This is a genomic window from Actinomadura rudentiformis, assembly GCF_008923185.1.
Taxonomy (GTDB): Bacteria; Actinomycetota; Actinomycetes; order Streptosporangiales; family Streptosporangiaceae; genus Spirillospora; species Spirillospora rudentiformis.
The window spans coordinates 285,076-311,746 of the sequence record NZ_WBMT01000012.1 but is presented as its reverse complement, the minus strand read 5'-3'; the positions used below and the strand labels follow the sequence as shown (position 1 = coordinate 311,746).

The 26,671-nt window shown below is 72.4% G+C and carries 11 protein-coding genes; 5 read left to right on the top strand and 6 right to left on the bottom strand.

Going from position 1 to position 26,671, the window contains the following annotated elements; translation table 11 throughout:
• Positions 1-13 precede the first annotated feature (13 nt).
• Positions 14-1,318 (bottom strand): activator-dependent family glycosyltransferase, encoded by a 1,305-nt coding sequence (locus F8566_RS26030; RefSeq protein ID WP_151564327.1) that lies wholly within the window; start codon positions 1,316-1,318, stop codon positions 14-16.
• 79 nt (positions 1,319-1,397) lie between these two features.
• Between F8566_RS26030 and F8566_RS26025 the strand changes: the two genes are divergently transcribed.
• The 5 genes from F8566_RS26025 (at position 1,398) to F8566_RS26005 (ending at position 6,506) form a co-directional block, all read left to right on the top strand.
• Positions 1,398-2,858, top strand: a complete 1,461-nt coding sequence (locus F8566_RS26025; protein ID WP_449692484.1) for an activator-dependent family glycosyltransferase — start codon at positions 1,398-1,400, stop codon at positions 2,856-2,858.
• Between the two features lie 19 nt (positions 2,859-2,877).
• Complete coding sequence (locus tag F8566_RS26020) at positions 2,878-3,591, top strand: class I SAM-dependent DNA methyltransferase (protein ID WP_151564325.1); 714 nt, start codon at positions 2,878-2,880, stop codon at positions 3,589-3,591.
• Between the two features lie 29 nt (positions 3,592-3,620).
• The gene (locus tag F8566_RS26015; RefSeq protein ID WP_151564324.1) at positions 3,621-4,607 is read left to right on the top strand and encodes a hypothetical protein; all 987 of its coding nucleotides are present in this window, start codon (positions 3,621-3,623) and stop codon (positions 4,605-4,607) included.
• 127 nt (positions 4,608-4,734) lie between these two features.
• Positions 4,735-5,700: an ATP-binding cassette domain-containing protein gene (locus F8566_RS26010; RefSeq protein ID WP_151564323.1), complete on the top strand. Its 966-nt coding sequence runs from the start codon at positions 4,735-4,737 to the stop codon at positions 5,698-5,700.
• Complete coding sequence (locus tag F8566_RS26005) at positions 5,697-6,506, top strand: ABC transporter permease (RefSeq protein WP_151564322.1); 810 nt, start codon at positions 5,697-5,699, stop codon at positions 6,504-6,506. The genes F8566_RS26010 and F8566_RS26005 overlap by 4 nt, the downstream gene beginning before the upstream one ends.
• 139 nt (positions 6,507-6,645) lie before the next feature.
• Here F8566_RS26005 and F8566_RS26000 read toward each other — a convergent pair whose 3' ends face one another.
• The 5 genes from F8566_RS26000 to F8566_RS25980 are packed head-to-tail and all read right to left on the bottom strand — an operon-like array spanning position 6,646 to position 26,660.
• The gene (locus F8566_RS26000) at positions 6,646-22,122 is read right to left on the bottom strand and encodes a type I polyketide synthase (protein ID WP_151564321.1); all 15,477 of its coding nucleotides are present in this window, start codon (positions 22,120-22,122) and stop codon (positions 6,646-6,648) included.
• On the bottom strand, positions 22,119-23,426 hold the full coding sequence (locus F8566_RS25995) for a methylaspartate mutase (protein WP_151564320.1): 1,308 nt from the start codon (positions 23,424-23,426) through the stop codon (positions 22,119-22,121). Before F8566_RS25995 ends, F8566_RS26000 begins: the two co-directional genes overlap by 4 nt.
• Complete coding sequence (locus F8566_RS25990; protein WP_151564319.1) at positions 23,423-23,917, bottom strand: cobalamin B12-binding domain-containing protein; 495 nt, start codon at positions 23,915-23,917, stop codon at positions 23,423-23,425. The genes F8566_RS25995 and F8566_RS25990 overlap by 4 nt, the downstream gene beginning before the upstream one ends.
• Positions 23,914-25,149 (bottom strand): type III PLP-dependent enzyme domain-containing protein, encoded by a 1,236-nt coding sequence (locus F8566_RS25985; RefSeq protein WP_225993533.1) that lies wholly within the window; start codon positions 25,147-25,149, stop codon positions 23,914-23,916. Before F8566_RS25985 ends, F8566_RS25990 begins: the two co-directional genes overlap by 4 nt.
• The gene (locus F8566_RS25980) at positions 25,146-26,660 is read right to left on the bottom strand and encodes an AMP-binding protein (RefSeq protein WP_151564318.1); all 1,515 of its coding nucleotides are present in this window, start codon (positions 26,658-26,660) and stop codon (positions 25,146-25,148) included. Before F8566_RS25980 ends, F8566_RS25985 begins: the two co-directional genes overlap by 4 nt.
• Positions 26,661-26,671: the final 11 nt, after the last annotated feature.

Below are 26,671 nucleotides of genomic sequence, written 5' to 3'. Positions count from 1 at the left end.
GGTGCTCCCGTGATCAGGCGTGCACCGGCCGGCGGACGCGGTGGCGTTCGGTCAATTCCTCCAGCTCGGGAACGAGGTCGCCAGGACCTGGCGTGGCCCGCAGCTCGCTCTGGAGCCGCAGCGCGCCGTCCCGGAACGACGGTTCGTCCAGCACCCGGCTGACGGCCTGCGCCAGGCGGGCGGGGGTGACGTCCTGCGGCGCGAGGTAGATCCCGGCGCCGCGCGCGCCGAGCTGCCGTCCGAGGCTGTCCTCGTCCCACCACGCGGCCGGGACGGTCACGCTCGGCAGGCCGTGGACCAGCACGTTCCCGAGCGTTCCGAATCCGCCGTGGTGCACGACCGCCGCACAGGTCGGCAGCAGCTCGTACAGCGGGACGAACGCGACGGCGCGCACGTTGGGCGGCATCGACGGCACCGACGCGACCTGGTCGGCGTTCAGCGTCGCGACCAGCTCGATGTCGAGCTCGGCCAGGCTCTCCAGCACACCGCCGATCGAGACCTGGGCTCCGCCCGGGAGATAACGCTCCGACATTCCCAGTGACAGGCACACCCGCGGGCGGCCCGGATCCTGATGGACCCAGTCCGGGATGGCCGACTGGCCGTTGTAAGGCACGTACCGCACCGGCACGTAGGGAAGGTCCAGGGGAAGCTGCATTCCGGGAAAAGTGGGGTCGATGGTCCACTGACCAGCGAGCATTTCCCGCGCCGAACTCTCATCGAAGTCGCATCCGAAACGGTAGAGACGGCCGCGCAACCAGTCCGACACCGGGTCGTCGCGCCGTTCTTCGGGTTGCTCTTCCAGCAGCCGCAGGTAATGGCCGTACATCTGCTGCACGTAGTCGATGCCGAAGAGCGTCCGCGCGTGGGCCGCGCCGCACGCCTTCGCCGCGACGGCGCCGCTGAACGTCAGCGCGTCCCAGACCACCAGGTCCGGCCGCCAGTGCCGGGCGTACTCGACGAGGTCGTCCAGCACCTGCCCGCCGGAGAAGTACTCGTACTCCACCGAGCACGCCACGGTGAACGCGCCCAGCGCCCGATCCCAGGTCGGCGGCTCCCCGCTGTCGTCGATCATGCCCCCGGCGAGCGTCTCGAACGTCCGCGTCATGGACCCGCCGCCAGACCCGCCGGCGGAGGCCCCGCCCATGTTGAGCGGCTCCCCGACCGGAACGGCGGTGAGGCCCGCGCGGGTGATGGCCTCGGCGAGGTCGGGCTGGCTGGCCACCTGCACCTCGTGCCCGGCTGCGCGCAGCGCCCAAGCCAGCGGCACCAGATTGAAGAAATGTGTCTTCGCCGCGAATACCGTGAACAGAACGCGCATGATCCCATGGTCGGCGCACGGCCCGATATCGCCCACCCCTAGGCACCCCTGGCGGTACGGCGGAAGCGAAAGATAGGGGATGTTGAAAGCGGTCCCCCACGCTAGCGTGACGCCACCGAGGCAATCCGGAGCAATACGAGCCAATGAGCCGACCGTTTTTCAGGGTCCCGGGGGTGTCATGCGAGTCCTTTGTACGACGATCGCCGTGACCTCACATTTCTTCAATATGGTCCCGACGGCGTGGGCATTGCGCGCGGCGGGCCATGACGTCGTCTTCGCCAGTCAGCCGAACCTGCTCGCGACCATGCGACGGTCGGGCCTGCCCGCCATCCCGGTGGGCGAGCCGCTCGACCTTCCCCGGCCCCGCGACGGCATGGACGCCGAGGCGATGCCGGACGACGGCACGACCACCCCGTACGGCCTCGGCTACGACATCGCCGAGACGCGGCCCGAGGTGCTGACGCTCGACTACGTGCGAGGCGCCCTGGCCGCCTACTCGTCGGTGATCTGCGAGCGCATGGCCGGCGAGGCCGTCCTCGACGACCTGCTGGACTTCGCGCGGCGGTGGCGGCCCGACCTGGTGATCTGGGACGCGCACACCTTTACGGGCCCCGTGGTGGCCAAGGTCTGCGGCGCCGCCCACGTCCGGATCCTGAACGCGCCCGACCACTGGCCCCGCATGTGGCGCCTCTTCCACGAGCTCGCCGCGCGGGAGGAGAGCCCGCCCGCGGACCCTCTCGCAGATTATCTGGGCGGCAAGCTGGCGCCCCACGGCCACGCGTTCGACGCCGAAATGGTCGACGCGCACGCGACCCTCGACCCGCGGCCCGAATGGATGCGGCCGCCCCTGCCCGGCGTGGACTACCGCTCCGTGCGCTTCATCCCCTACACCGGCCCCGCCACGCGCCCTGTATGGCTGCGCAGGCCTCCCCGGCGCCCCCGCGTCTGCCTCACGCTCGGCGAGGCGCTGCGCAGCGTCGGCGCCAAGGGCAGGGAAGGCGTCGGCAAGCGCATCACGCTTCCCGAGCTGCTGGAGGCGATCGCCTCGCTCGACGTCGAGGTCGTCGCGACGCTGAGCGCCGACCAGCTGCCGCCCGGCACCCGCGTGCCCGACAACGTGCGGCTCTTCGACTATTTTCCGCTCGACGAGCTGCTGCCGACCTGCTCGGCGGTCGTCCACCACGGCGGCACCGGGGTTCTCGGCGGCGCGCTGGTGCACGGCGTTCCGCAACTGGCCGTGCCCGGCAACACCTGGGGCGAGGCAGACGAGATGCGGCGGCTGGCCGAGCGTGGCGCGGGGCTGGTGCTGGAGGCCGGCGAGCTGACCGCCGAGGCGCTGACCCGGCAGCTGTCGCGGCTGCTGACCGAACCCGGGTTCGCCGAGTCGGCCGGACGGCTCCGCAAGGAGATGGCCGCCACCCCGAGCCCGCACGAGATCGTTCCACAACTGCAGGAGCTGGCCGCCCGGCACACGACGCCGCGCCGGCGGCCCGGAGACCGTCGACCAGGAAGGTCCGGCCGGAAGGGCCGGGCCGGGTGACCGGACAGGGTGAGATCGCATGTACGAGGGCACGGAAGCCGAGATCTACGACCTCGTCAACGAGGGCCGGGGGAAGGACTACGCGGGCGAGTCACGCCTCGTGATCGACCTCATCCGGACCCACCGGCCGGACGCCGCCTCGCTGCTGGACGTGGCCTGCGGGACCGGGCTGCACCTGGGCCACTTCCGCACGGAGTTCGACCGCGTCGCGGGCCTGGAGCTGTCGGCCGACATGCTCGACATCGCCCGGCGGCGGCTGCCGGACGTCCCGTTCCATCTGGGTGACATGCGTGACTTCGACCTCGGGGACGCCAAATTCGACGCCGTGACCTGCATGTTCAGCTCGATCGGGCACATGGCCGACGTGTCCGAGCTGCGCGCGGCGATGACCTGCCTGGCGCGGCACACGGTGCCGGGCGGCGTCGCGGTCATCGAGCCGTGGTGGTTCCCCGAGGCCTACCACCCGGGGGTCGCGGCGGACGTGGCCCGGACGGAGCGGCGTTCGGTGGCGCGGGTCTCGCACTCCTCCTGGCATGAGGGGAACACCCGCATGGAGGTCCACTATCTGGTCGCGGACGCCGACGGCGGCGCGCACCATTTCGTGGAGACCTCGATCGTCTCGCTCTTCACGCGGAGAGAGTACGAGACCGCGTTCGACGAGGCATCCTGGACACCAACCTATGTGGCGGGCGGCCCGACGGGGCGCGGCCTGTTCGTCGGCATCCGCCGCTGACCCCCTTCCCTTCGCTCAGGAGCTGCCCGTTGCGCGCCAAAGGCATCAACTACGACACCGGCTTCTTTCCCGACGGTGGCGACACCCGCCCGCGTTTCGACCCCGAGCTCGCCCGCCGCGAACTGCGGGTCATCGCCGAGGAACTGCACTGCTCGGCGGTACGGATCTCCGGCGGGGACCCCGCGCGCCTGACCGCCGCGGCCGAGCACGCCGCCGCCGCCGGGCTGGAGATCTGGTACTCGCCCTTCCCGTGCGAGCTGGCGGCCGCGGACATGCTCCCCTATTTCGCCGACTGCGCCGAACGGGCCGAGTCGCTCAGGGCGGGCGGCGCGGAGGTCGTGCTGGTGACCGGCTGCGAGCTGAGCGCGTTCGCCCCGGGTTTCCTGCCCGGCGCGACCACCTCGGAACGGATCGAAGGAATGTCCGCCTTCACGATGGAGGACTGGAGCAATCTGGGTCCCGTTCTGGAAAAGTTGAGCGCGTTCCTGGCCGAGTCGACCGCCGCCGTCCGCGAACGTTTCCACGGCAAGGTCACCTATGCCGCCGCACCCTGGGAATTCATCGACTGGACGCCGTTCGACATCGTCTCCGTTGACGCCTATCGCGCCTCTTACAACACCGACACCTATTCGGACGAGATCAGGGGCCTTTTCCAGCACGGAAAACCGGTCGCGGTGACCGAGTTCGGCACCTGCGCCTACCAGGGCGCCGCCGACCGCGGCGGGATGGCCTGGGCCGTCACGGACTGGTCGGGCGGCACGCCGCGGGTCTCGCCGGAACTGGTCCGTGACGAGTCAGAGCAGGTCCGCTACCTGAACGACCTGCTGGCGGTCTACGAGGCCGAGGGCGTCGACGCCGCGTTCTGGTTCACGTTCGCCGGGTACGCGCGCCCGCACGACCCCGAACCCGGTCGCGATCTCGACCTGGGTTCTTACGGCGTCGTCAAGATGCTTGACGAGGTGCAGTGGGAGCCCAAGGAGGTCTTCCACGCCATGGCCGCCGCGTACCGCGAATGAACTGACCTCGACCCTCCCTTTCAAGGGTCTCTAGGGGTATCGACGCTCCGGAGCACTCAATAACGTTCCGTAGTGAAAAGAAGGTGATCTCGCCAACCCCCGAGACCTAGCAGGGAGAGGTCGACAAGTGCAGAGAAGTCACGCGATCGAGATTTCAGATCTCCGCAAATCCTATGGGGAACGCGAGGTCCTCAAGGGAGTGAACCTCACGGTCGAGCGCGGCGACATGCTCGCGCTCCTGGGACCGAACGGCGCGGGCAAGACCACCACGGTGAAGATTCTGACCACGCTGACCGCGCCGAGCGGCGGCACGGCGACCGTCAACGGCTTCGACGTGGCGCGCGACCCGGGCCGGGTGCGCTCCTCGATCGGCCTGGTCAACCAGTTCATGGCGCTCGACTACGTCCACTCCGGCCGCGAGAACCTGGTCATGCTCGGGCGCCTCCAGCACATCGGCCGCGCCGCCGCCAAACGCCGCGCCGACGAGCTGCTGGAGCAGTTCGATCTGGTCGAGGCCGCCGACCGCCCGGTCAACACCTACTCCGGTGGCATGCGCCGCCGGCTCGACCTGGCGATCAGCCTCATCACCTCGCCGCCCGTCGTCTTCCTCGACGAGCCGACCACCGGCCTGGACCCCCGCAGCCGCAACGTGCTGTGGGACGCCATCCGCGAGCTCCTCGACGGCGGCTCGACGATCCTGCTGACCACCCAGTATCTGGAGGAGGCCGACGAGCTCGCCGACCGGGTCGCGGTCATCGACGACGGCCGGATCGTCGCCCACGGCACCGCCACCGAGCTGAAGGAGCGGGTCGGCACGGAACGCATGCAGGTCGAGTTCGCCACCGACGCCGACTTCCAGACCGCACGCGCCCTCGTCGACGACGAGGGCCTGCACTGGGACCGCGAGGCGAGCCGGCTCAGCCTCGCCACCAGTGACATCAAGCACCTCATCTGGACGCTGGACCGGGTCGAGCGCGCCGGGGCCGAGATCGCGAACCTCTCCCTCGACCAGCCCTCGCTCGACGACGTGTTCCTCAGACTCACCCAGCGAACCCCGGAGCCGGCACCGGCGGAAGGAATCCTGCAGAAATGACCACCGTCACCCACCGGCCCGCCGGCACCCCTCAGATCTCCTGGCTGTCGGCCGCCATGACCGACTCGGCCGTCCTCACCCGCCGCTACGTCAACCACATCCTCCGCCAGCCGGAGGAGATCGTGATGGCGGTGCTCATCCCGACAGTGATGATGTTGCTGTTCCGCTACATGCTGGGCGGCGCGATCGACGCGCGCGACGCGGGCTCGTACGCGAACTTCCTGGTCCCCGGTGTGATGGCCGTCTGCGTGACGCTCATCGCGGTGTCGACCACCGTGAGCGTCTTCATGGACATGCAGGAGGGCTTCGTCGACCGGTTCCGCTCCATGTCGATGATGACCACCTCCATCATCGTCGGCCATGTGATGGCCGCCGTCCTGCGCGCCGCCATCGCCCTGTCCGTGGTGATCGCCCTGGGCCTGGCCATCGGCTTCCGCCCCAAGGCCGACCCGCTGCAGTGGCTGTTCGCCATGGCGATCATGGCTCTCTTCGCCGTCTCCGTCGCCTGGGTCTCCGCCCTGTTCGGTCAGATCGCCAAGACGGCCGACGGCGCCAGCGGCCTGGGCCTGATCCTGGCGTTCCTCCCGTACGCCAGCAACGTCTTCACCCCCACCGACATGATCTCCGAGGGCCTGCGGCACTTCGTCGCCAACCAGCCGGTCACCGCCGTCATCGACGCGGTCCGCGCCCTGCTCCTCGACCAGCCCGTCCATAACAACGCGTGGCTGGCGATCCTCTGGTGGGGCGGCATCCTGGCCGTCGCCGTTCCCCTCTCCAACCGCGTCTTCCGCAGGCGCTTCTCCTGAACGACTCCCAGAGTCCCCGCCCGGCTCCCCGGGCGGGGACTTCGTGTTTCCACAGGTCATGAACGAAGCTCCCGGTGGTTCAAGATCTCAGTAGATCTCGGACCACCGGGAGCACGGCCGTGGAGTGGAGCGGCGGCCCTCAGCCTTCCCGAGCGGCCAGGGCCGCGCGGACGAGGTCGTCGACGTTCATGTTCTTAATGGCCTCGCTCGGGTCCTCGACCGCTTCCCCGGCCGGCTCCTCAGCCGGTTCCTGGGCCGGGAGTTCTTCCCTCTCGTTCGCCAGGTCGAGGAGCGCGTCCAGGAGGCCGGCCTCGCGGATCCGGGCCAGCGGGACGGACTCGATGATCCGGCGGAGGGCCTCGTCCCCCTCGTGAACGGGCGGGGCCGGAGATCCGGCGGGGCGGACCTCGTCGTGCAGGTACCCCGCCAGCGACTCGGGGTTGGGGTAGTCGAACATCAGGGTCGCGGCCAGGCGCAGCCCCGTGGCGGTCTGCAGGCGGTTGCGCAGCTCGATCGCGGCCAGGGAGTCCAGGCCGAGCTGGGTGAAGCCCATGGTCAGGTCGATGGAGTCGGGGTCGGCATGCCGGACGGCGGCGACGTGCGAGCGCACCAGGTCGAGCACCAGCTCTTTCTGGTCCACCTCCGGCAGGTCCGCCAGCTGCTGCTCCAGGGTCCGTTCGGTCACGGCGGGCGCGGCCGCTGCTGAAGCCGGGGCCGGGGCCGCCGCAGGGACCACGCGGCGTTGCTTGGAGCGGCGCAGATCGCGCAGGAGCGCGGGGGCCGGGGTGCCGGGGTCCGGTTCGGACAGCCGCAACGGGACGAGGGCCGGCACGTCGACGCCCAGGGCCTCGTCGAAGAGGGCCAGGCCCTCGTCCGTGGAGAGGGCGGGCATCCCCAGCCGGTCGAGCTGGTGGAGGTCCGCTTCGGACACCCCTCCGCCCATTCCCGTCTTGTGCGACCACAGCCCGAAGGCCATGGACGTCGCGGGAAGCCCTTCCGAACGGCGATGCGCCGCCAGGGCGTCCAGGAAACGGTTCGCCGCGGCGTAGTTGGCCTGCCCGGCGGAGACGACCAGACCGGAGGTCGAGGAGAACAGGACGAACGCCGTCAGGTCCATCCCCCGGGTCAGCTCGTGAAGGTTCCAGGCGCCGTCCACCTTCGGGCGGAGCACCGCGTTCAGCCGGTCCTCGTCCATGGAGGCGAGGAGCGCGTTGTCCATCACGCCCGCGGCGTGGACGACGGCGGTCGGCGGCCGCTCGGCCAGAAGTGCGGCCAGGGCGTCGCGGTCGGCCACATCGCAGGCCGCGATCGTGACGTCCGCGCCCAGGCCGGCCAGCTCCTCGTGGAGATCCGGGGCCGTTCCCCTGCGGCTGGTGAGGATCAAGCGGCGGACGCCGTGTTCGGTGACGAGGTGCCGGGCCACAAGGGCCCCCAGCCCGCTGGTGCCGCCGGTGATCAGTACGGTGCCGGCGGGCGTCCAGGGCGGTGGCGCGTCGTCGCCTGCCGGCACCGCGGCCAAGCGGGGGACGAAGGCCTCGCTGCCGCGCAGTGCGGCTTCGGGCTCGCCCGAGGCGACCACGGCGGGGAGCATGCGGAGGGCGGCGTCGGAGCCGTCCACGTCCACCAGGACGAAGCGGTCCGGATTCTCCTCCTGGGCCGCGCGGACCAGGCCCCAGACCGGCGCCTGGACAAGATCGGCGGCGACGTTCCGGGTGACGACGACAAGGCGGGAGCCACCGTGCCGCGCGTCCGCCAGCCAGTCGCGCAGATCCCGCAGGACCGCCGCCGTGGTGGCGCGCGCCGCCTCCGGGACGTCTCCGGGCGCGGCGACCACCGGGTAGATCACGGTTTCGGGCACCGTCTCCAGGGTTTCCAGGCCAGGAACGCCCAGGCCAGGATCCGCACCGAGCACGGCCCAGCCGGTGGTGTCCGCGGCGACGGCGCTTCCCAGCGGCAGTCGGGTCCAATCGAGGCGGAAGAGCGACTCGCGGTGCCGCCCTGTGGCCGCGGCGGCGTTCACCCTGGCGGCGGTCACGGGCCGGACCACCAGGGACTCGATGGTCGCGACGGGCGTCCCGGACGGGTCGGACAGCTCCAGGCGTACGGAGTCGGAGCCCTGCTCGGCCCGGGCGGGACCCCGGACGATCCGCACCCGCAACCGGGACGCACCGGTGGCGTGCAGGCTGACGCCCTCCCAGGCGAACGGAAGCTGCGTTCCGCCGACGTCCTGCGGTCTGCGGCCGTCCATGAAGTCGGTGGCCGACAGGGCGGCGTCCAGGATCGACGGGTGCAGCGCGAACCGCGCCGCGGCGTCGGTCGCCGACTCGGGCAGCGCCACCTCGGCGAACGTCTCCTCGCCGCGTGACCAGATCCCGCGCAGGCCCCGGAACATCGGACCGTATCCGTAGCCCTGGCTGGTGAGGTAGTCGTAGACGCCGGAGATGTCGACCTCGGTGGCGCCGGGGGGCGGCCAGGCTCCGGTGCGGTGCGGTGGTCGCGGCACGTCCTGGGTCGCGAGGGATCCGGAGGCATGGCGGCTCCACTCCTCGGCGCCGTCCGGCCGGGAGTACACGGTGAACGCGCGGCGGCCCGCCGCGTCGGTAGCGCCGACCACCACCTGGATCGCGACGCCGCCGCTCTCGGCCAGCGGCATGAGGGCCTCGATCGTCAGTTCCTCGATGATGTCGCAGCCGGTCTCCTCGCAGGCGCGCAGGGCCAGCTCGACGTAGCCCGTGCCGGGGAAGAGCACCATGCCGAGGACGTCGTGGTCGGCCAGCCAGGGATGCGTGGCGGTCGACAGGCGGCCCGTCAGGACGACCGCGTCCGAGTCGGGGGACGGGACAGTCGCGGTGAGGAGCGGGGGCTCGGAGGCGGCCTCATCCAGCCAGTAACGATCGCGTTGGAACGCGTAGGTCGGCAGGTCGACCCGGCGTGCGTTCAACCCGGCGAAGACCGAGGGCCAGTCGGGGCTCAGCCCGCCACCGTGCAGACGCCCGAGTGCGCGCTGGAGCGCGTACGGCTCAGGCGCGTCCCTGGTCAGAACGGGGACGATCAGAACGGGGACGGTCACGGCGTCCTGGCCCTCAAGACATGCCTGTACCAGCCCGGTCAGAACGCCGTCAGGACCGATCTCGACGAATCGGGTAACGCCTTCCGTGCGGAGGTGCCGCACGGCGTCGGCGAAACGGACGGCCTCCCGTACGTGCCGAACCCAGTACTCGGGTGAGCAGAGCGTCTCGTCGTCGATCGCGCCGCCGGTCACGTTGGACACGACGGGAATCCGCGGCGGGCGGAACGACAGGCGCCCTGCGATCTCCCGGAACTCCGCCAGCATCGGTTCCATCAGCGGCGAATGGAACGCGTGCGACACCCGCAGCCGGGTCGTCCGGCGGCCCTCTGCCTCGAAGCGGGCGGCGACCTCGGTAACGGCGTCGCTCGCCCCGGACAGCACCACGGAGCCGGGAGCGTTGATCGCGGCGATGCCGACCTGGTCGCCGAGGTGTCCGGCGACCTCCTCCTCGGCCGCCTGGACGGCGATCATCGCGCCGCCCGCGGGGAGCGCCTGCATCAGTCGACCCCGGGCGGCCACCAGCGTGCACGCGTCGGCCAGGGACAGGACTCCGGCGACGTGCGCGGCGGCCAGCTCGCCGATGGAGTGGCCCATCACGAAGTCGGGCCTCAGCCCCCACGACTCCAGGAGCCGGAACAGCGCGACCTCGATGGCGAAGAGGGCGGGCTGGGTGTTGGCGGTCTCGTCCAGCGACTCGCCCTCGGCGAAGACGGCGTCGCGGCCGAGGTGTTCGCAGACGGCGTCCAGCGCCTCGGCGAAGACCGGGTAGGCGTCGTAGAGCTCGCGGCCCATGCCGGAGCGCTGACTGCCCTGGCCGGAGAACATGAACGCGGTCAGCCCGCCGGACGGGGCGGCCGCCGGCTCCACGCCACCCGCCAGTGCGCGGAGTGCCTCCTCGCGGCCCCCGGCCACGATCACGGCCCGGTGGGGCAGCGCGGCGCGGCCGGTCGCCAGCGAGTACGCGACGTCGGTCAGGCTCAGCTCGGGTTGCCCGGCGAGGAACGCGCGGAGCCGCTCGGCCTGCGCGGGAAGACTCTTGGGGTTGGCGGCCGAAAGCACGAGCGGCACGACGGCCGGGCCGGCAGGGGCGTGCCCGGTCCCCCCGGCGGGTGTCTCCTCGGCGGGTGTCTCCTCGGCGGGTGTCTCCTCGATGATGACGTGCACGTTGGTGCCGCTGAGCCCGAACGAGGAGACCGCCGCGCGGCGCGGGTGACCGTTCCGCGGCCACTCGACGGGCTCGGTCAGCAGGCGGACCGACCCGGCGGCCCAGTCCACGTGCGGGGACGGCTCGTCGACGTGGAGGGTCTTGGGCATCAGGCCGTTCCGGAGGGCCATCACCAGCTTGATCAGGCCGCTCGCTCCGGCGGCCGCCTGGGCGTGCCCGATGTTGGACTTGATCGAGCCGAGCCAGGCCGGACGGCCGGCGGGACGGTCCTGCCCGTAGGTCGCGAGCAACGCCTGAGCCTCGATCGGGTCGCCGAGGCGGGTACCGGTGCCGTGGCCCTCGATCAGGTCCACGTCGGCCGCCGACAGCCCGGCCTCCGCCAGTGCCTGCCGGATCACGCGCTGCTGGGACGGCCCGTTCGGCGCGGTCAACCCGTTGGACGCACCGTCGGAGTTGACCGCCGACCCGCGCACGACCGCGAGCACCGGGTGGCCGTTGCGGCGGGCGTCCGACAGCCGTTCCAGCAGCAGAAGGCCCGCTCCCTCGGCCCAGCCGGTGCCGTCGGCGGCGGCGGCGAACGGTTTGCAGCGGCCGTCGGCGGCCAGGCCGCGCTGCCGGGAGAAGTCGACGAAGATCTCGGGTGTCGGCATCACGGTCACGCCGCCGGCCAGGGCCATCGAGATCTCGCCCCGGCGCAGCGCCTGGGCCGCCATGTGCAGGGCGACCAGCGACGACGAGCAGGCCGTGTCGACCGTGACCGCCGGGCCCTCGAGCCCGAGCGCGTAGGCGACCCGGCCGGACGCGATGCTCCCGGCGCTGCCGTTGCCGGCGTAGGCCGCCAGGTCGTCGGGCAGCTCGCCGAGGCGGCTGGCGTACTCGTGGTACATCACGCCGGCGTAGACACCGGTGCGGCTGCCGCGCATCGCCCCCGGGTCGATCCCGGCGCGTTCGAAGGCCTCCCAGGCCGTCTCCAGCAGCAGCCGCTGCTGCGGGTCCATCGCGAGGGCCTCACGCGGCATGATCCCGAAGAACTCGGGGTCGAAGTCGGCGGCGTCGTGGAGGAATCCGCCGGTGCGCACGTACGTCTTGCCGGGGACGCCGGGCTCCGGATCGTACAACCCCGCCAGGTCCCAGCCACGGTCCTCGGGGAAGCCGGAGATCGTGTCCTGGCCTTCGGCGACGAGCCGCCACAGATCCTCGGGCGTCCGGACGTCGCCGGGGAAGCGGCAGCTCATCGCGACGATCGCGATCGGCTCGTCGTCCTCGGCCCGCGACACCACTGCGGGCTCGGATGCCACGGCGGGCTCGGTGAAGTGCGTCGTGAGGTGGGCGGCCAGGGCCCGGGACGTGGGGTGGTCGAAGACGAGGGTCGCCGGGAGCCGCAGGCCGGTCGCGGCGCCGAGCCGGTTGCGCAGCTCGACTGCGGCCAGGGAGTCGAATCCGAGGTCGCGGAACGCCCGATCGGGTTCCACGGCATCGCCGGAGGCATGTCCGAGGACGGCGGCGGCATGGTCGCGCACCAGCTCGACGAGGACGTGGTCGCGTTCGGACTCGGTCCGTCCGCCCAGAAGCCGCGCCAGGCCGTCCTCCCGGGCGGCGGGCCGCACCGGGCGACGGCCGCGCAGCAACGCCGGGACCTCGCCCCGCGCGGACACGGCCGCAGTGTCGACCTTCAGCGGCAGCAGGACGGCGGCATCGGCGCCGAGCGCGGCGTCGAACGACGCCAGTCCCTCCTCGGCGGACAGGGCGGGCAGGCCGAGGCGGCGCAGCCGGTCCAGGTCCGCGCCGGTGAGCGGGCCGCCGAGCCCGGTGTCGACGGCCCACATCCCGTACGCGAGCGAGAGTGCCGGGAGCCCGGCCGCACGGCGGTGAGCCGCGAGGGCGTCCAGGTAGACGTTCGCCGCCGCGTATCCGGCCTGGCCTTCCGCCAGGATGTGGCCGCCGGCGGACGAGAAGAGCACGAACGCCGTCAGATCGAGGTCCCGGGTCAGCTCGTGCAGGTTCCGGGCGCCCTCGACCTTCGGCCGCAGGACGGCCGCGAGCCGGTCCGGGGTCTGCGCCTCCACCAGCCCGTTATCCACGACTCCGGCCGCGTGCACGACGCCGCGCACCGGCGGCCGACCGTCCGGGGCAGAGGCCAGCAGGGCAGCCAACGCGTCGTGGTCGGTCACGTCGCACGCGACGATCTCGACGTCGGCGTCCAGCTCGTCGCGCAGCATCCGAGCCTGCGGGGCGTCCGGGCCGCGCCTGCTGGTCAGGATGAGGTGACGGACGCCGTGCCGCTCGACGAGGTGACGGGCGATGAGCGCGCCGAGACCGCTCGTGCCACCAGTGATCAGTACCGTTCCGTCCGGGTCCCAGGTCTCGGTTCCGCCTGTCGACGGGGTCAGTCGCGGCGTGAGGATCCGTCCGTTCCGGAACGCCATCTCGGGCTCTCCCGAGGCGAGGGCCTGCGCGGGGTCCACCGACCCGTCGGTGTCCGCCAACACGAACATCCCCGGGTGCTCCGCCTGAGCCGCGCGGACCAGGCCCCACACCGGAGCCTGAACGAGGTCGACGTCCTCCCCTCCGATGGAGACGGCACCGCTGGTCAGCACGGTCAGCGGCTCAGAACGATCGCCGGTCAGCCAGGACTGGATCGCCTGGAGCGCGTCGTTCGCGATCTCATAGACGTCCTCACCTGCGGGCACGTGAACCGCGGCCTCACGCGCGGCGGCTGCCGGGGCGGCGGAGAGCGCCCGCCACTCGACACGTTGTAGGAGACCAGCCCTGTTACCCCTGAGCCGCTCCTCCGTAACAGGACGCGAGGTGAGCGACACGATGGCGGCCACGGGCGCACCGGTCTCGTCCGCGAGCCTGATCTCCGACAGCTCCTCGCCGCGAAGACCGCGGATGTGCACCCGCAGCGCGGACGCGCCGGAGGCGTAGAGGACGACGCCGTTAAAGGAGAACGGCATCAGCGTCTCGTCGTTCTCGCTCAGCAGATCGGCGTGCATGGCGGCGTCCAGCAGCGCCGGATGCAGGGCGAAGGCCTCGTCCCGTGCATGCTCCGGGAGCTCCACCTCAGCGAACACGTCGGCACCGCGCCGCCAAGCCGCACGCAGTCCCTGGAAGGCCGGGCCGTAGGAGTAACCGCGTTCCGCCAAGCGTTCGTAGGCGTCCTCCACGTCCACGGCGACCGCTCCGGCGGGCGGCCATTGCGTCAACTCGAACGACGGCCCTGGAACGTCCGGGCTGAGGAGCCCGGAGGCGTGCCGGGTCCACGCCTCGGTGTCGGCGTCGCGCGCGTGGACGGTGATCGTCCGTACGCCGGAGCCGTCGTCCGGTGCGCCGACGACGACCCGGAGCGCGACACCGCCCCGCTCGGGAAGCGTGAGTGGATTCTCGATGGTCAGCTCATGGACCGCGCCGCAGCCCACCTCGTCCCCGGCCCTGACCGCCATCTCCACGAACGCGGTGCCGGGCACGACGACCCCGCCGAGCACGCCGTGGTCGGCGAGCCAAGGCTGGTCGGCGGTCGAAAGCCATCCGATCAGCACCGTCTCACCCGAGTCGGGCGAGGTCACCGCCGCGCTCAGCAGCGGATGCCCGACGTCCTCCAGCCCGGCGCCACGTGCGGCTCGGGCGCTGGGCACGTCCAGCCAGAAGCGGCCGTGCTGGAACGCGTAGGTCGGTAGATCCACGAAGCCCGTGGGGTCGCCGAAGTACGCGCGCCAGTCGACGTCCGCCCCATGTGCGTACGCCCGGCCGAGTCCGGCGACCAACTCCCGCGCCTCGGACCGGTCCCGGCGCATCAGGGGAACGGCGTCCACCATGGCCGACAGCACCGCGTCCGGCCCGATCTCGACGAAGGTCGTGACGCCCTGTGCCTCCAGTTCCGCGACGGCGTCGGCGAAGCGGACCGGCTCGCGGACCTGCCGGACCCAGTAGTGCGCCGGAAGTTCGCCTTCCAGCCCTCCTGTGACGGTCGACACCAGCGGAACCAGCGGTCGCGCATACGTCAGCGAATGCGCGACGTCACCGAAGCCATCCAGCATCGGGTCCATCAGCGGTGAGTGGAACGCATGCGACACCCTCAACCGCGTCGCCTTCTCAAACCGCGCCGCGACCGCCTCCACCGCCTCCACCGCACCAGAGATCACCACCGACTCCGGCCCGTTCACCGCAGCGATCGCCACACCCTCACCACACAGCGGAGCGACCTGGGCCTCCGACGCACGCAACGCCACCATCGCGCCACCAGCCGGAAGCTCCTGCATCAAACGACCACGCGCCCCCACCAACGTCGCCGCATCCTCCAACGACAACACACCCGCCACATGCGCCGCCGCCAACTCCCCCACCGAATGACCCACCACAAAATCAGGCCGCAACCCCCACGACCCCACCAACCGGAAAAGAGCCACCTCCACCGCGAACAACGCGGGCTGGGCGTTGCCGGTCTCGTTCAGCGACGCCTCGTCCTCGCCCCAGATCACCTCGCGCAGCGGAAGGTCCAGTGCGGTGGTGACGGCGTCGAACGCCTCGGCGAACGCCGGGAACGTCTCGTACAGCTCACGGCCCATTCCGAGGCGCTGCGCACCCTGCCCGGTGAACAGGAACGCGACCTTGCCCTTGCGCGGCTCGACGACTTCGATGTTCTCCAGCCCGCGTGCCAGCTCGTCGCGGCCCTTACCGGTGATCACGGCGCGGTGCTCCAGCGCCGCCCGCGTCGTCACGAGCGCAGCGCCCACCGCCGCGATCCGGTCGTCGGCCACGGTGTTCAGGTGCGCGCGGAGCCGTTCGGCCTGGCCGCGCAGAGCCGACGCCGACCTGCCACTGATCACCCACGGCACGACGGCGGGCCCGTCCCCCACCGGTGCCCGCTCCTCGGCCGGTGGTTGTTCCAGGATCAGGTGAGCGTTCGTCCCGCTGATGCCGAACGACGAGATGCCGGCGCGGCGCGGGCGGTCATCGGCGGGCCAGTCCACCGGCTCGGTGAGCAGCCGCACCTCGCCCGCCGACCAGTCGACCTCGCCGGACGGTTCGGCGGCGTGCAGGGTCGCGGGCAGCCTGTCGTTCCGCAGCGCCAGCACCATCTTGATGACCCCGGCGACACCGGCCGCCGCCTGCGTGTGCCCCATGTTGGACTTGATCGACCCCAGCCACAGGGGGCGTCCGTCCGGGCGGTCCTGCCCGTAGGTCTCCAGGAGGGCCTGTGCCTCGATCGGGTCGCCGAGCGTGGTCCCGGTGCCGTGGCCCTCGACGGCGTCGACGTCCGCGCCCGTCAGCCCGGCGCTTGCCAGGGCCTGCCGGATCACGCGCCGCTGGGACGGCCCGTTCGGCGCGGTCAGCCCGTTGGAGGCGCCGTCGGAGTTGACCGCCGACCCGCGCACGACCGCGAGCACGCGGTGGCCGTTGCGGCGCGCGTCCGACAGGCGTTCCAGCAGCACCATGCCGACGCCCTCGCTCCAGCCGGTGCCGTCGGCGCCGTCGCCGAACGACTTGCAGCGCCCGTCGGCGGCCAGGCCGCCCTGGCGCTGCATGTCCACGAAGGTGTCGGGCGTCGACATCACGGTCACGCCGCCGGCCAGCGCGAGCACGCAGTCACCGCGCCGCAGCGCCTGCGCGGCCCAGTGCATCGCGACCAGCGAGGACGAGCAGGCCGTGTCGACGGTGACCGCCGGGCCCTCCAGCCCCAGCGCGTAGGCGACGCGGCCGGACACCACGCTGCCGAGGCTTCCGGTGCCGTGGTAGCCGGCGAGGTCCTCGGGCAGCGGGCCGAGCCGCAGCCCCCAGTCGTGGTACATCACGCCCGCGAAGACTCCGGTGGCGGTGCCGCGCAGCGAGTGCGGGTCGATGCCCGCGCGTTCCAGCGTCTCCCAGGAGACCTCCAGCATGAGCCGCTGCTGCGGGTCCATGGCCTGGGCCTCGCGCGGCCCGATCCCGAAGAAGCCGGGGTCGAAGTCGGCGGCGCCCGCGAGGAAACCGCCCTGCCCGTCCCCGTCCCAGCCGCGGTCGGCCGGGAACGGCGAGATGACGTCCTGGCCCTCGGCGACCATGCGCCACAGATCTTCCGGCGAGTTCACGCCGCCCGGATAGCGGCAGGCCATGCCGACGATCGCGATCGGCTCGCCGTCGTCGGCGACGGCGGGCCGCGCCTCGGCCCGTTCGGCGGGCGCCCCCGTCCGCTCGGCCAGATGGGCGGCCAGGGCCGCGGGCGACGGGTGGTCGAAGGTCAGGGTCGCGCTCAGCCTCACCCCGAGCGCCGAGGCGAGCCGGTTGCGCAGTTCCACGGCGGCGAGCGAGTCGAAGCCCGCCTCGTTGAACGCCCGCGCCGGGTCGATCTCGCCGGGCCCGTCGTGCCCCAGCACGGCGGCGGTGTGGGCACGGACCAGCTCCAGCAGCGCGCCCTCGTCCATGACGTTCATGCCGGCCGTGGCAGTGTCCGCGGCCTGCCGGCGCGTCTGGACGACCATGCCGCGCAGCACGGGCGGCAGCTCTCCCGCATCCCGCAGCGCACGACGGTCGACGCGGACCGGCACCGCGCACGGGTGACCGGCGGCGACCGCCTCGTCCAGCAGCCGCAGATGCTCGCCGGACGACAACGTGACCAGCCCGAGGCGGGCGATGCGGCGGCGTGCGGCCTCGTCCAGGGTGGCGCCCATGCCGCCTGCGTCCGCCCACAGACCCCACGCCAGCGAGGTGGCCGGAAGACCGGCCGCGTGGCGGTGCGCCGCGAGGGCGTCGAGGTAGGTGTTCGCCGCCGCGTAGTTGCCCTGCCCGGCGCCGTCCAGCAGCCCGGCCGTCGAGGAGAACAGCACGAACGCCGACAGGTCCAGCCCGGCGGTCAGCTCGTGGAGGTTGCGGGCGCCGCCGGCCTTGGCCCGCATGACCGCGTCGATCCTTCCGGGCGTCAGCGACCCGATCAGCCCGTCGTCGAGCACGCCCGCCGTGTGCACGACGGCGGTCAGCGGAAGCTCGGCGGGAATCTCCGCGAGAACGGCGGCCAGCGCGTCCCGGTCGGCGACGTCGACCTGGACGACCGTGACCTCGGCGTCCAGTTCGGGCGCCGGGCCACCGCTCCGGGAGAGCAGCAGCAGATGCCGGACGCCGTGCTGCTCGACGAGATGCCGCGCGACGACGCGGCTGAGCGCTCCCGTGCCGCCCGTGATGAGAACGGTCCCCTCCCTCTCCCAGGGCACGGCTCTCTCCGCGCGAGGCAAGGGGCGCAGGCGCGGAACGCGCAGCCGCCCTCCGCGCGCCACGACCTCCGGCTCGCCCGAGGCGACCGCGGCGGCCAGCGCCGCATCCTCGTCGATGTCGGCCAGGACGAACCGGCCGGGGCTCTCCGCCTGCGCCGCGCGCACGAGCCCCCACACCGGCGCCTGGTCCAGATCAGGATCGTCCGTCGCCACGGCGCCGCGCGTCACCACGACGAGCTTCGCGTCGCCGTCCCAGCCCTGAACGGCCTCCAGCGTGCGGTGGAGCGCATCGGGACCGGCGGGGACCTCGAAGACCTCGAACGCCGAATCATTCTCGGCGGGCACCGGCACGGGCACCCACTCAACGCCCATGAGCGGCGCGTTCGACACCGGCGTTCCCGGCCGCACGCGGTAGGAGCCCGCCGACGCGACGGGGGCACCGGTCGCGTCGGCGAGGTCGATCGAGACCTCGTCGGCGCCGGTCGCCACGATCCGCGCCCGCAGGGCGGACGCGCCGGTGGAGTGCAGCACGAAGTCCGACCACGCGAACGGCAGCCGGATCTCCCCTTCGGACGCGGGCTCGGCGGCGAAGTCCGTGGCGTGCAGGACGGCGTCCAGCAATGCCGGATGCAGCCCGAAGGCCGCCGCCTCGTCCCGGAGCGGACCCGGCAGGGCGACCTCGGCGAAGACCTCCCCGTCCCGGCGCCAAACGGCCCGGAGTCCGTGGAACGACGGCCCGTAGCCGTAGCCCTGCTCGGCCATCTCCTCGTAGAGGCAGTCGATGTCGATGCGTTCGGCACCGGTCGGCGGCCACTGGATCAGCTCACCGCCCGCGACCGTGCCGGGACCGAGGACACCGCTCGCGTGCCGCACCCACGTCTCCTCGGCGGTACGCGCGTGGAACTCCACCGAACGGCGACCGCTCTCGTCCGCCGCGCCGACCACGACCTGCACCGGCAGGCCCTCGTCGCCCGGCAGCACCAGCGGCGCCTCCAGCGTCAGCTCCTCGACCGTCCCGCAGCCGACCTCGTCACCGGCCCGCACGGCGAGCTCGACGAACGCCGTCCCCGGCACCAGCGTCGATCCCGCGATCACGTGGTCGGCGAGCCACGGCTGTGTGCGCGGCGACAACACTCCGGTCAGCACCACCCCACCGGAATCGCCCAGCGCGACCACCGCGCCCAGCAGCGGATGCCGGAGTTCGCCCTGGCCGACCGATGCCGGGCCCGCGGAGGGGGCGGGCGTGTTCAGCCAGAAACGGCGCCGCTGGAACGCGTACGTCGGCAGATCGGCTCTCCGCACGCCGCGTCCCTGGTAGAACGCCTCCCAGTCCACTCGGGCGCCTCGCGTGTGCGCGATGGCCACCGCCGCCAGCAGTTCCCGTGTCTCGTCACGTTCACGGCGCAGCGCCGACGCGAACGCGACGTCGGAGTCGACGCACTCGCGGCCCATCGCCGACAGCACCGGGTCCGGCCCCAGTTCGAGGAACGTCTCGGTGCCCTGCGCCGCCAGCCACTCGATGCCGTCGCGGAACCGGACGGCCGCCCGCACGTGCCTGACCCAGTAGTCCGGTGAGCACAGCTCTTCCGTGGTGGCCGCCCGCCCGGTGACGTTCGACACGACCGGGATCCGGGGCGGCGCGTACTCCAGGATCCGGGCGACCCGCCGGAACTCCTCCAGCACCGGTTCCATGAGCGGTGAGTGGAACGCATGCGACACCCTCAACCGCGTCGCCTTCTCAAACCGCGCCGCGACCGCCTCCACCGCTTCGACCACGCCAGAAATGACCACCGACTCCGGCCCGTTCACCGCAGCGATCGCCACACCCTCACCACACAGCGGAGCGACCTGGGCCTCCGACGCACGCAACGCCACCATCGCGCCACCAGCCGGAAGCTCCTGCATCAAACGACCACGCGCCCCCACCAACGTCGCCGCATCCTCCAACGACAACACACCCGCCACATGCGCCGCCGCCAACTCCCCCACCGAATGACCCGCCACAAAATCAGGCCGCAACCCCCACGACTCCACCAACCGGAAAAGAGCCACCTCCACCGCGAACAGAGCGGATTGGGCGTACATCGTCTGGTCGAGCAGATCCGGCTCGTTCCCGAACAGCACGTCCCAGAGCGAGACGTCCAGCTGCAGATCGAGATAGCCGATCGCGTCGTCGAGGGCCTTGGCGAACGCCGGGAACGCCTCGTACAGCTCGCGGCCCATCCCGGGCCGCTGCGCGCCCTGCCCCGTGAACAGGAAGGCGAGCCTGCCTCCCGCCACCGTGCCGGGGATCTCCCCGGCCGCGACGGCTCGCAGCCCTCGTGCCAGTTCGTCACGTCCGGCGGCGACGATCGCCGCACGATGCCGGAAGAGAGCACGCGACGTGGCCAGCGAGTAGCCGAGGTCGCCTGCCGTGACCTCGACGTCCAGGAGCCGTGCGGCCTGTCCGCGCAGGGCCTCCTCGCTTTTGGCCGAAAGGACGACGGGCGTCACGAAGTCGGCCTGGCCGCCTTCCGCGGGCTCGGCCGCCGCCGGAGCATCCTCCACGATCAGGTGCGCGTTCGTCCCGCTGACTCCGAACGACGAGACGCCGGCGCGGCGCGGGCGGTCATCGGCAGGCCAGTCCACCGGCTCGGTGAGCAGCCGCACCTCGCCCGCCGACCAGTCCACGTTCGGCGAGGGCTCGTCCACGTGCAGCGTCTTCGGGAGCAGACCGTGCCGCATCGCGAGGATCATCTTGATCACACCGGCGACGCCCGCCGCGGCTTGGGTGTGGCCGAGGTTGGACTTGACCGACCCCAGCCACAGCGGCCGCTCGGCCGGATGGTCCTGCCCGTAGGTGGCCAGGAGCGCGGTCGCCTCGATGGGGTCGCCGAGCGTGGTCCCGGTGCCGTGCGCCTCCACCGCGTCGACCTGGCCGGCCGTGAGGCCCGCGTCGGCCAGCGCCTGCCGGATGACCCGCTGCTGCGCCGGTCCGCTCGGTGCCGTGAGGCCGTTGCTGGCCCCGTCGGAGTTGATCGCCGAGCCGCGCACCACCGCCAGCACCGGATGACCGGCCGCGACCGCGTCCGACAGCCGCTCCAGCACCAGGACGCCGACGCCTTCGGCGAAGCCGGTGCCGTCGGCCGCCGCCGCGAACGGCTTGACGATCCCGTCCGCCGCCAGGCCGCGCTGCCTGCTGAACGCGGTGAACGTCCCCGGGCTCCCCATGATCGCGACGCCGCCGCCCAGGGCGAGCGAGCACTCGCCGCGCCGCAGTGCCTGGACCGCCAGGTGGAGCGCCACCAGGGACCCCGAGCACGCCGTGTCGATCGTGAGCGCCGGGCCCTCCAGCCCGAGCACGTAGGCGACCCGTCCGGACACCACGCTCGGGGTGTTGCCGGTCAGCAGGTAGCCGTCGAGCCCGTCCGGCGCCTCGTGCAGCCGCATCCCGTAGTCCTGCGGCTCGGCTCCGATGAAGACGCCGGAACGGCTGCCGCGCAGCGAGTGCGGGTCGATGCCCGCCCGCTCGATGGCCTCCCAGGCGGTCTCCAGCACCAGGCGCTGCTGCGGGTCCATGGCGCCGGCCTCGCGCGGGCCGATCCCGAAGAAGTCCGCGTCGAACTCGGCGGCGTCCGGCAGGAAACCGCCGCCCCGCACGTACGTCGTCCCGGGCTCGTCGGGGTCGTCGGCGAAGAGCCGGTCCAGATCCCAGCCGCGGTCGGCCGGGAACCCGGACATGACGTGGCGGCCGTCGGCGAGCAGCCTCCACAGGTCCTCCGGCGACGCCACCCCGCCCGGATAGCGGCACCCGATCCCCACGATCGCGATCGGCTCGTCGTGGACGGCGGGAGCGGGAGCGGCCTCTTCCCGGATGCCCGTGCCCGTTCCCGTGCCGGTGCCGGTGTCCTGGAAGAGCAGCTCACCCAGATGGCGGGCCAGCGCGGCCGGGCTCGGATGGTCGAACGCGACCGTGGGCGGCAGGGACAGCCCCGTCGCGGCGTTCACGCGGGTCTGCAGGTCGACCAGGGCGAGCGAGTCCAGGCCCAGGTCGCGGAACGCGGTCGCCGGTTCGGGGGACGGAATGTCTCCGGCCCGCTCGACCTGCCGCAGGGCGGCCTCGGTGTGCGCGAGCACGACCTCCAGCAGCCGATGGGCCCGTTCGGCCTCCGGAAGCGCCGCCAGGCCTGAGATGTCACAACGGTCGAGATCAGTCATTGGTGTGCTCCCAATCGGCCCTGTGTGTCTCCGGGCTTCAGCGGTTCCGTGTCGAAGGTCCGCCGTACGTACGAGAGGTCGGCGAGCAGACCCGCCGAGGTCACGCGCCGCGCGCCCGTGCCGCCGTCACCGCCCGGACCGCCGCGGCCCAGGGGCAGCGCGCCCCGTTCGGCCCACCGCAGCCGCCCGTCGTCGGCGATGTAGCCGCGGGCGCGGCCCGCGTTGTCGGGGTGCAGGCAGTAGGGAATGTCGAGGTAGCCGCGCCGGAACGCGGTCAGCAGCGCGCGCCCGACGTCGCCGTCGAGGTTCAGGACGGCCTCGATCAGTGCGAGCGCCTCCTGGTAGGTCTCCGAGTCGGCCGGGGCGCCGCCCGCCATCGTCTCGGTCGCCGCCGCGGCCGCCCCCGCGTACTCGAGGGCGGCGACGTTCTCCTCGATGGTCGGGATGCGCCGCGACTCGGCGACGGTCTTGACGATGAGCCGTTCGGCTCCCGTGGCCGCCGCGAGTTCGGCGGCCTGCCCCAGCAGCCGGTAGGCGCCGCCGTCGGTGGCCGGGTAGAGGCCCATGTACGCGTAGACCACAACGTGCCAGTTGTCGGTCGGCAGCAGTGCCCGGCAGAGCCGCCGCAGCGCCGTGAGCGCCTCGCAGTCCTGCTCGAAGCTGGTCTGCTGCGCGTAGCTCACCGAGAGGCTGCGGATGCCGTGCTGGTAGAAGAAGAGCGCCTCCAGGGCGCTCAGCGCCACGAGCTGGCCGGGCGGGCACAACTGCCCCAGCATGCAACCGCCGAACGTCTCCAGATGCGGCTCGATCCCGCGTTCGCGAAGCCCCGCGAAACGTTCCGCGCATTCGGCCCAGTTGCGGACCGACTCCTCCAGCGGGGTGCGGCCATAGGGCAGGCAGTAGGAGATCGGGCCGCCCTCGGTGGCGTTCAGGGAGAGCGCGGTGAGCGCGGTGAAGATGTCGCGCGGCATCGCCGAGCCGTGCCGGATCTGCACAGGGAAGTCGTCATCGACGATCCCGGACAGCACCGCGCCCGTGACCGCCGCGTCGTGGGTGACGATCGGATACCCGTTCAGCTCGGCGCCCTCGTGCAGCGCCCGCGCCGCCATGTCGGGCTCGCCGACCCGGGTGTAGGAGTCGAGCGTGATGGTGCCGACGGTGGTGGCGTTCGCCCGCCGCGTCGCCGCCAGCCCGGCCCGCATCTGCGCGGGCCGGCCGAACCCCATGCGCGGCTGGACGACGGGGCCGCCGTCCCCGCCGCCGTGCCGCCGGACGAACGCACCGAAGTCCAGAGGCGGCCTCATCGCGGAACGCCGCCGTCCACCGCCGGTTCCGGAACACCGCCGTCCACGGCCGGTCCTGGAGCACCGCCCGGAAGGGCGCGGACGAACCGCTGGAAGTCGACCACCCGCTCGTCGCCGTCGGCGAAGACGGCGTCGAAGCCCGCGTCCAGCAGCTTGCGCACGTGCGCCGCGTTGTCCTTCTCGTGGATGCCGAGCTTCCCGCCGATCGCGATGGGCAGGCCCACCAGCTGCTGTGATGCCCGCAGCCGCCGGACAGACCGCGCGCCGTCCTGGTGACCGTGCCCGTTGACGCTGCTGAGGACCACCATCACGGGCGCCAGCCGTTCGCACTCCTCGACCAGGACGTCGTCGGGTACGCACGGCCCAAGGTTGACGACCTCGTACCCCAGCTCCTCCAAGAGCAGCTGGAGGAAGACCAGATTCCACGTGTGCGAGTCGGACGCGACGCCGCTCACCACCACGACCCCGGGACGGGGCACGACGTCGCTCATCCGCTGCTGCTCACCTGGTGGCGGCGGGCGTACTCCAGCCGCGAGACCGACACGACCTCCTCGCCCCGCACGATCACCTCGACGGGTGCGGGCCTGCCGAGGAACGCCAGCAGGCTCGCGGTCACCCCGTAGGCGCCGACGTTCGGGACGGTCACCAGATCGCCCGGGCCGAGCGCCGGCACCTCGATCTGGCGGCCGAGGATGTCGCCGGGCGTGCAGAGCGGCCCGACGAGGCTGGCGCGTTCGACCGGTTCGCCCGAGTCCGGCCCGACCTCGACGGGCAGCAGCCGGCCCAGCCCGGACAGGCCGCCGAGGGCGTTGATGCCGGCGTCCAGGATCACGAACTTGCGGCCCCGGCTGACCTTGACGTTGCTGACCGAGGCCACCAGCGTCCCGGCGCCGCTGATCAGGTACCGGCCGGACTCGCAGGCGATCTGCGGCTCGCCGTCGCGCCATCCGTGCAGGTGCAGGTCGAGGGCGCTCTCCAGGTCGGAACGCAGCTTGGGATAGGAGGCCCGCCGCCCCGGCACGGCGTACGGCGCCGCGAACCCGCCACCGATGTCGACCAGCCGAAGCGGCAGTTCCAGCTCGCCCGCCAGCCGCGCCGCCAGCTCGATCGTCGCCTGGAACTCGCCGGTCAGCGCGGCCTCGTCCGTGGCGTTGCTCAGCGGGAAGAAGTGCAGGCCCGCCAGCCGTACGCCCCGCGCGCGCCGGAGCCGGGGCATGACCGCGGGCAGCGCCTCGCAGTCGAAGCCGAACTGCGTCGGCGTGCCCGTCATCCGGATCCCGGTGGTGGCGCTCGCCGACGCGGCGTTGATCCGCAGCAGCACGTCGGCGACGACGTTCCGCTCCCGCGCCGCCGCGCCGATGTGCTCCACGTCCGTGGCGGACTCGGCGGAGAACGCCCGGACGCCGCGTGCGATCGCCTCGCGCAGCTCACCGGCCGTCTTGCCCGGTCCGGTGTAGAGGCAGTCGGCGCCGGCGGCCCCGGCGGCGAGCGCGGCCGCCAGCTCGCCCGTGGAGCTGATCTCGGGCCGGCAGCGCAGCGCCCGGACCAGTTCGGGATGCGGGTTGGCCTTCAGAGCGTAGAAGATCTCGACCCCGTCCGGCAGAGCCTCGGCCAGCTCGCGGCGCGCCGCCTCCGCCTCGTCGAGGTCGTACACGTACAGCGGTGTCCCGAACCGGGCGGCCAGCTCCGCGTACCGGCCGTTCATCGCGTGCCGGCCGTTCATCGCGTGCCCGCCGTGAGCAGGCCGGCGAGCGCGTCGCGGGCGTTCTTGCCGTGCTGGGTCAGCGGCAGCTCGTCCACGACCTTGCAGATGCCCGGCACCTTCGCGGGTTCGAGACGTTCCGCCAGGCCGCGCAGCACCTCGCGCGGAGCCAGGTCGCCCGCCACCACGATCGCCAGGTCGCGCCCCTCGCCCGGCGGCAGCGCGGCGGCTCCGCGCACCCCCGGAAGGTCCATGGCGGCGGCCTCGATCTCCAGGGTGCTCATCCGGATGCCCTTGCGTTTGAAGACGTCGTCGCGGCGGCCCTCGAAGTACAGGTAGCCGTCCTCGTCGACGCTCCCGTAGTCGCCGGTGTGCAGCCGCGGCGTGCCCGTGCGCGGATCGGGACGGAACGTCCGGGCCGTGAGCTCCGGCAGCCTCCAGTAGCCGGGCATGACGTGCGGTCCGCTCACGACGATCTCACCGACCTCCCCGGCCGGCACCGGCGCGCCGTCGGGGCCGAGGATCTCCACGGTGGTGCCGCGCAGCGGACGGCCGACCGAGCCTGGCCGTTCCCGGTCCTGCTCCGGAGGCATGATCGAGATCCTCTTGCACTCGGTCAGCCCGAACTGGCGGACCACCCGGGCCCCGGGGAAGCGGTCCCGGAGGGCGTCGATGGTGGCGGCAGGCAGCGCCGCGCCCGTGTTGGTGAACATCCGGACCGGCGGCGGCGCCGCGCCGTCCCGCCCGGCCATCGTGACGACCATCGCGGCGAACGACGGCACGATCGGCACGATCGTCGCGCCGACCTCCCGCATCCGCCGCAGCAGCGTGAGGTCCCCCTCCTCACCCGCCAGCACGAGCTCGCACCGCCCGACCGCCGACATCAGCACCTTGTAGAGGCCGTAGTCCCACGAGATCGGAAAGCGGCAGAAGACCACGTCGTCCGGCCGGTACCCCAGCTCCGCCTGCATCGCCGCCGTTGCGAAGACGACCTGGGCGTGCGCGCACATCACCGCCTTGGGCGCCGAGGTGCTGCCGGAGGTGTAGATCAGTACCGCGAGGTCGTCCGGCCGGACGTCGACGTCGTCGTCGGCATCGGCACCGCGTCCCTGCCCCGCCGTCCCCGCGACCTCGGCCCAGATCTCGCGTGCGTCCCGGACCGGCGCTTCGGTGGCCGCCCGGAGGCTCCCGAGCCCCTCTCCCTCGCCCACGACGAGAGCCGGCTCGGCATTGGCCAGCACGGACGAGAGATGGAACGTCTTCATCGCCGGGTTGAGCGGCACGAAGACCACCCCGCACCGGCTCGCGCCGTAGAACATGGCCACCAACTCGCGGCGGCTCGGCAGTCGCACGACCAGGCGATCGCCCGGCCGCAGGCCCCGCGCCCGCAGCCAGCGGGCGAACGCGTGGCTCGCTTCGGACAGTTCTCGGTAGGACCACACCCCGGTGGCGTCTCGGATGGCGGGCACGTCCGGCGCGGTCGACACCGCGTCGTACAACAGATCGTGGATCAGCTGCGCTTCCAACGCCATTCCCCTATGAC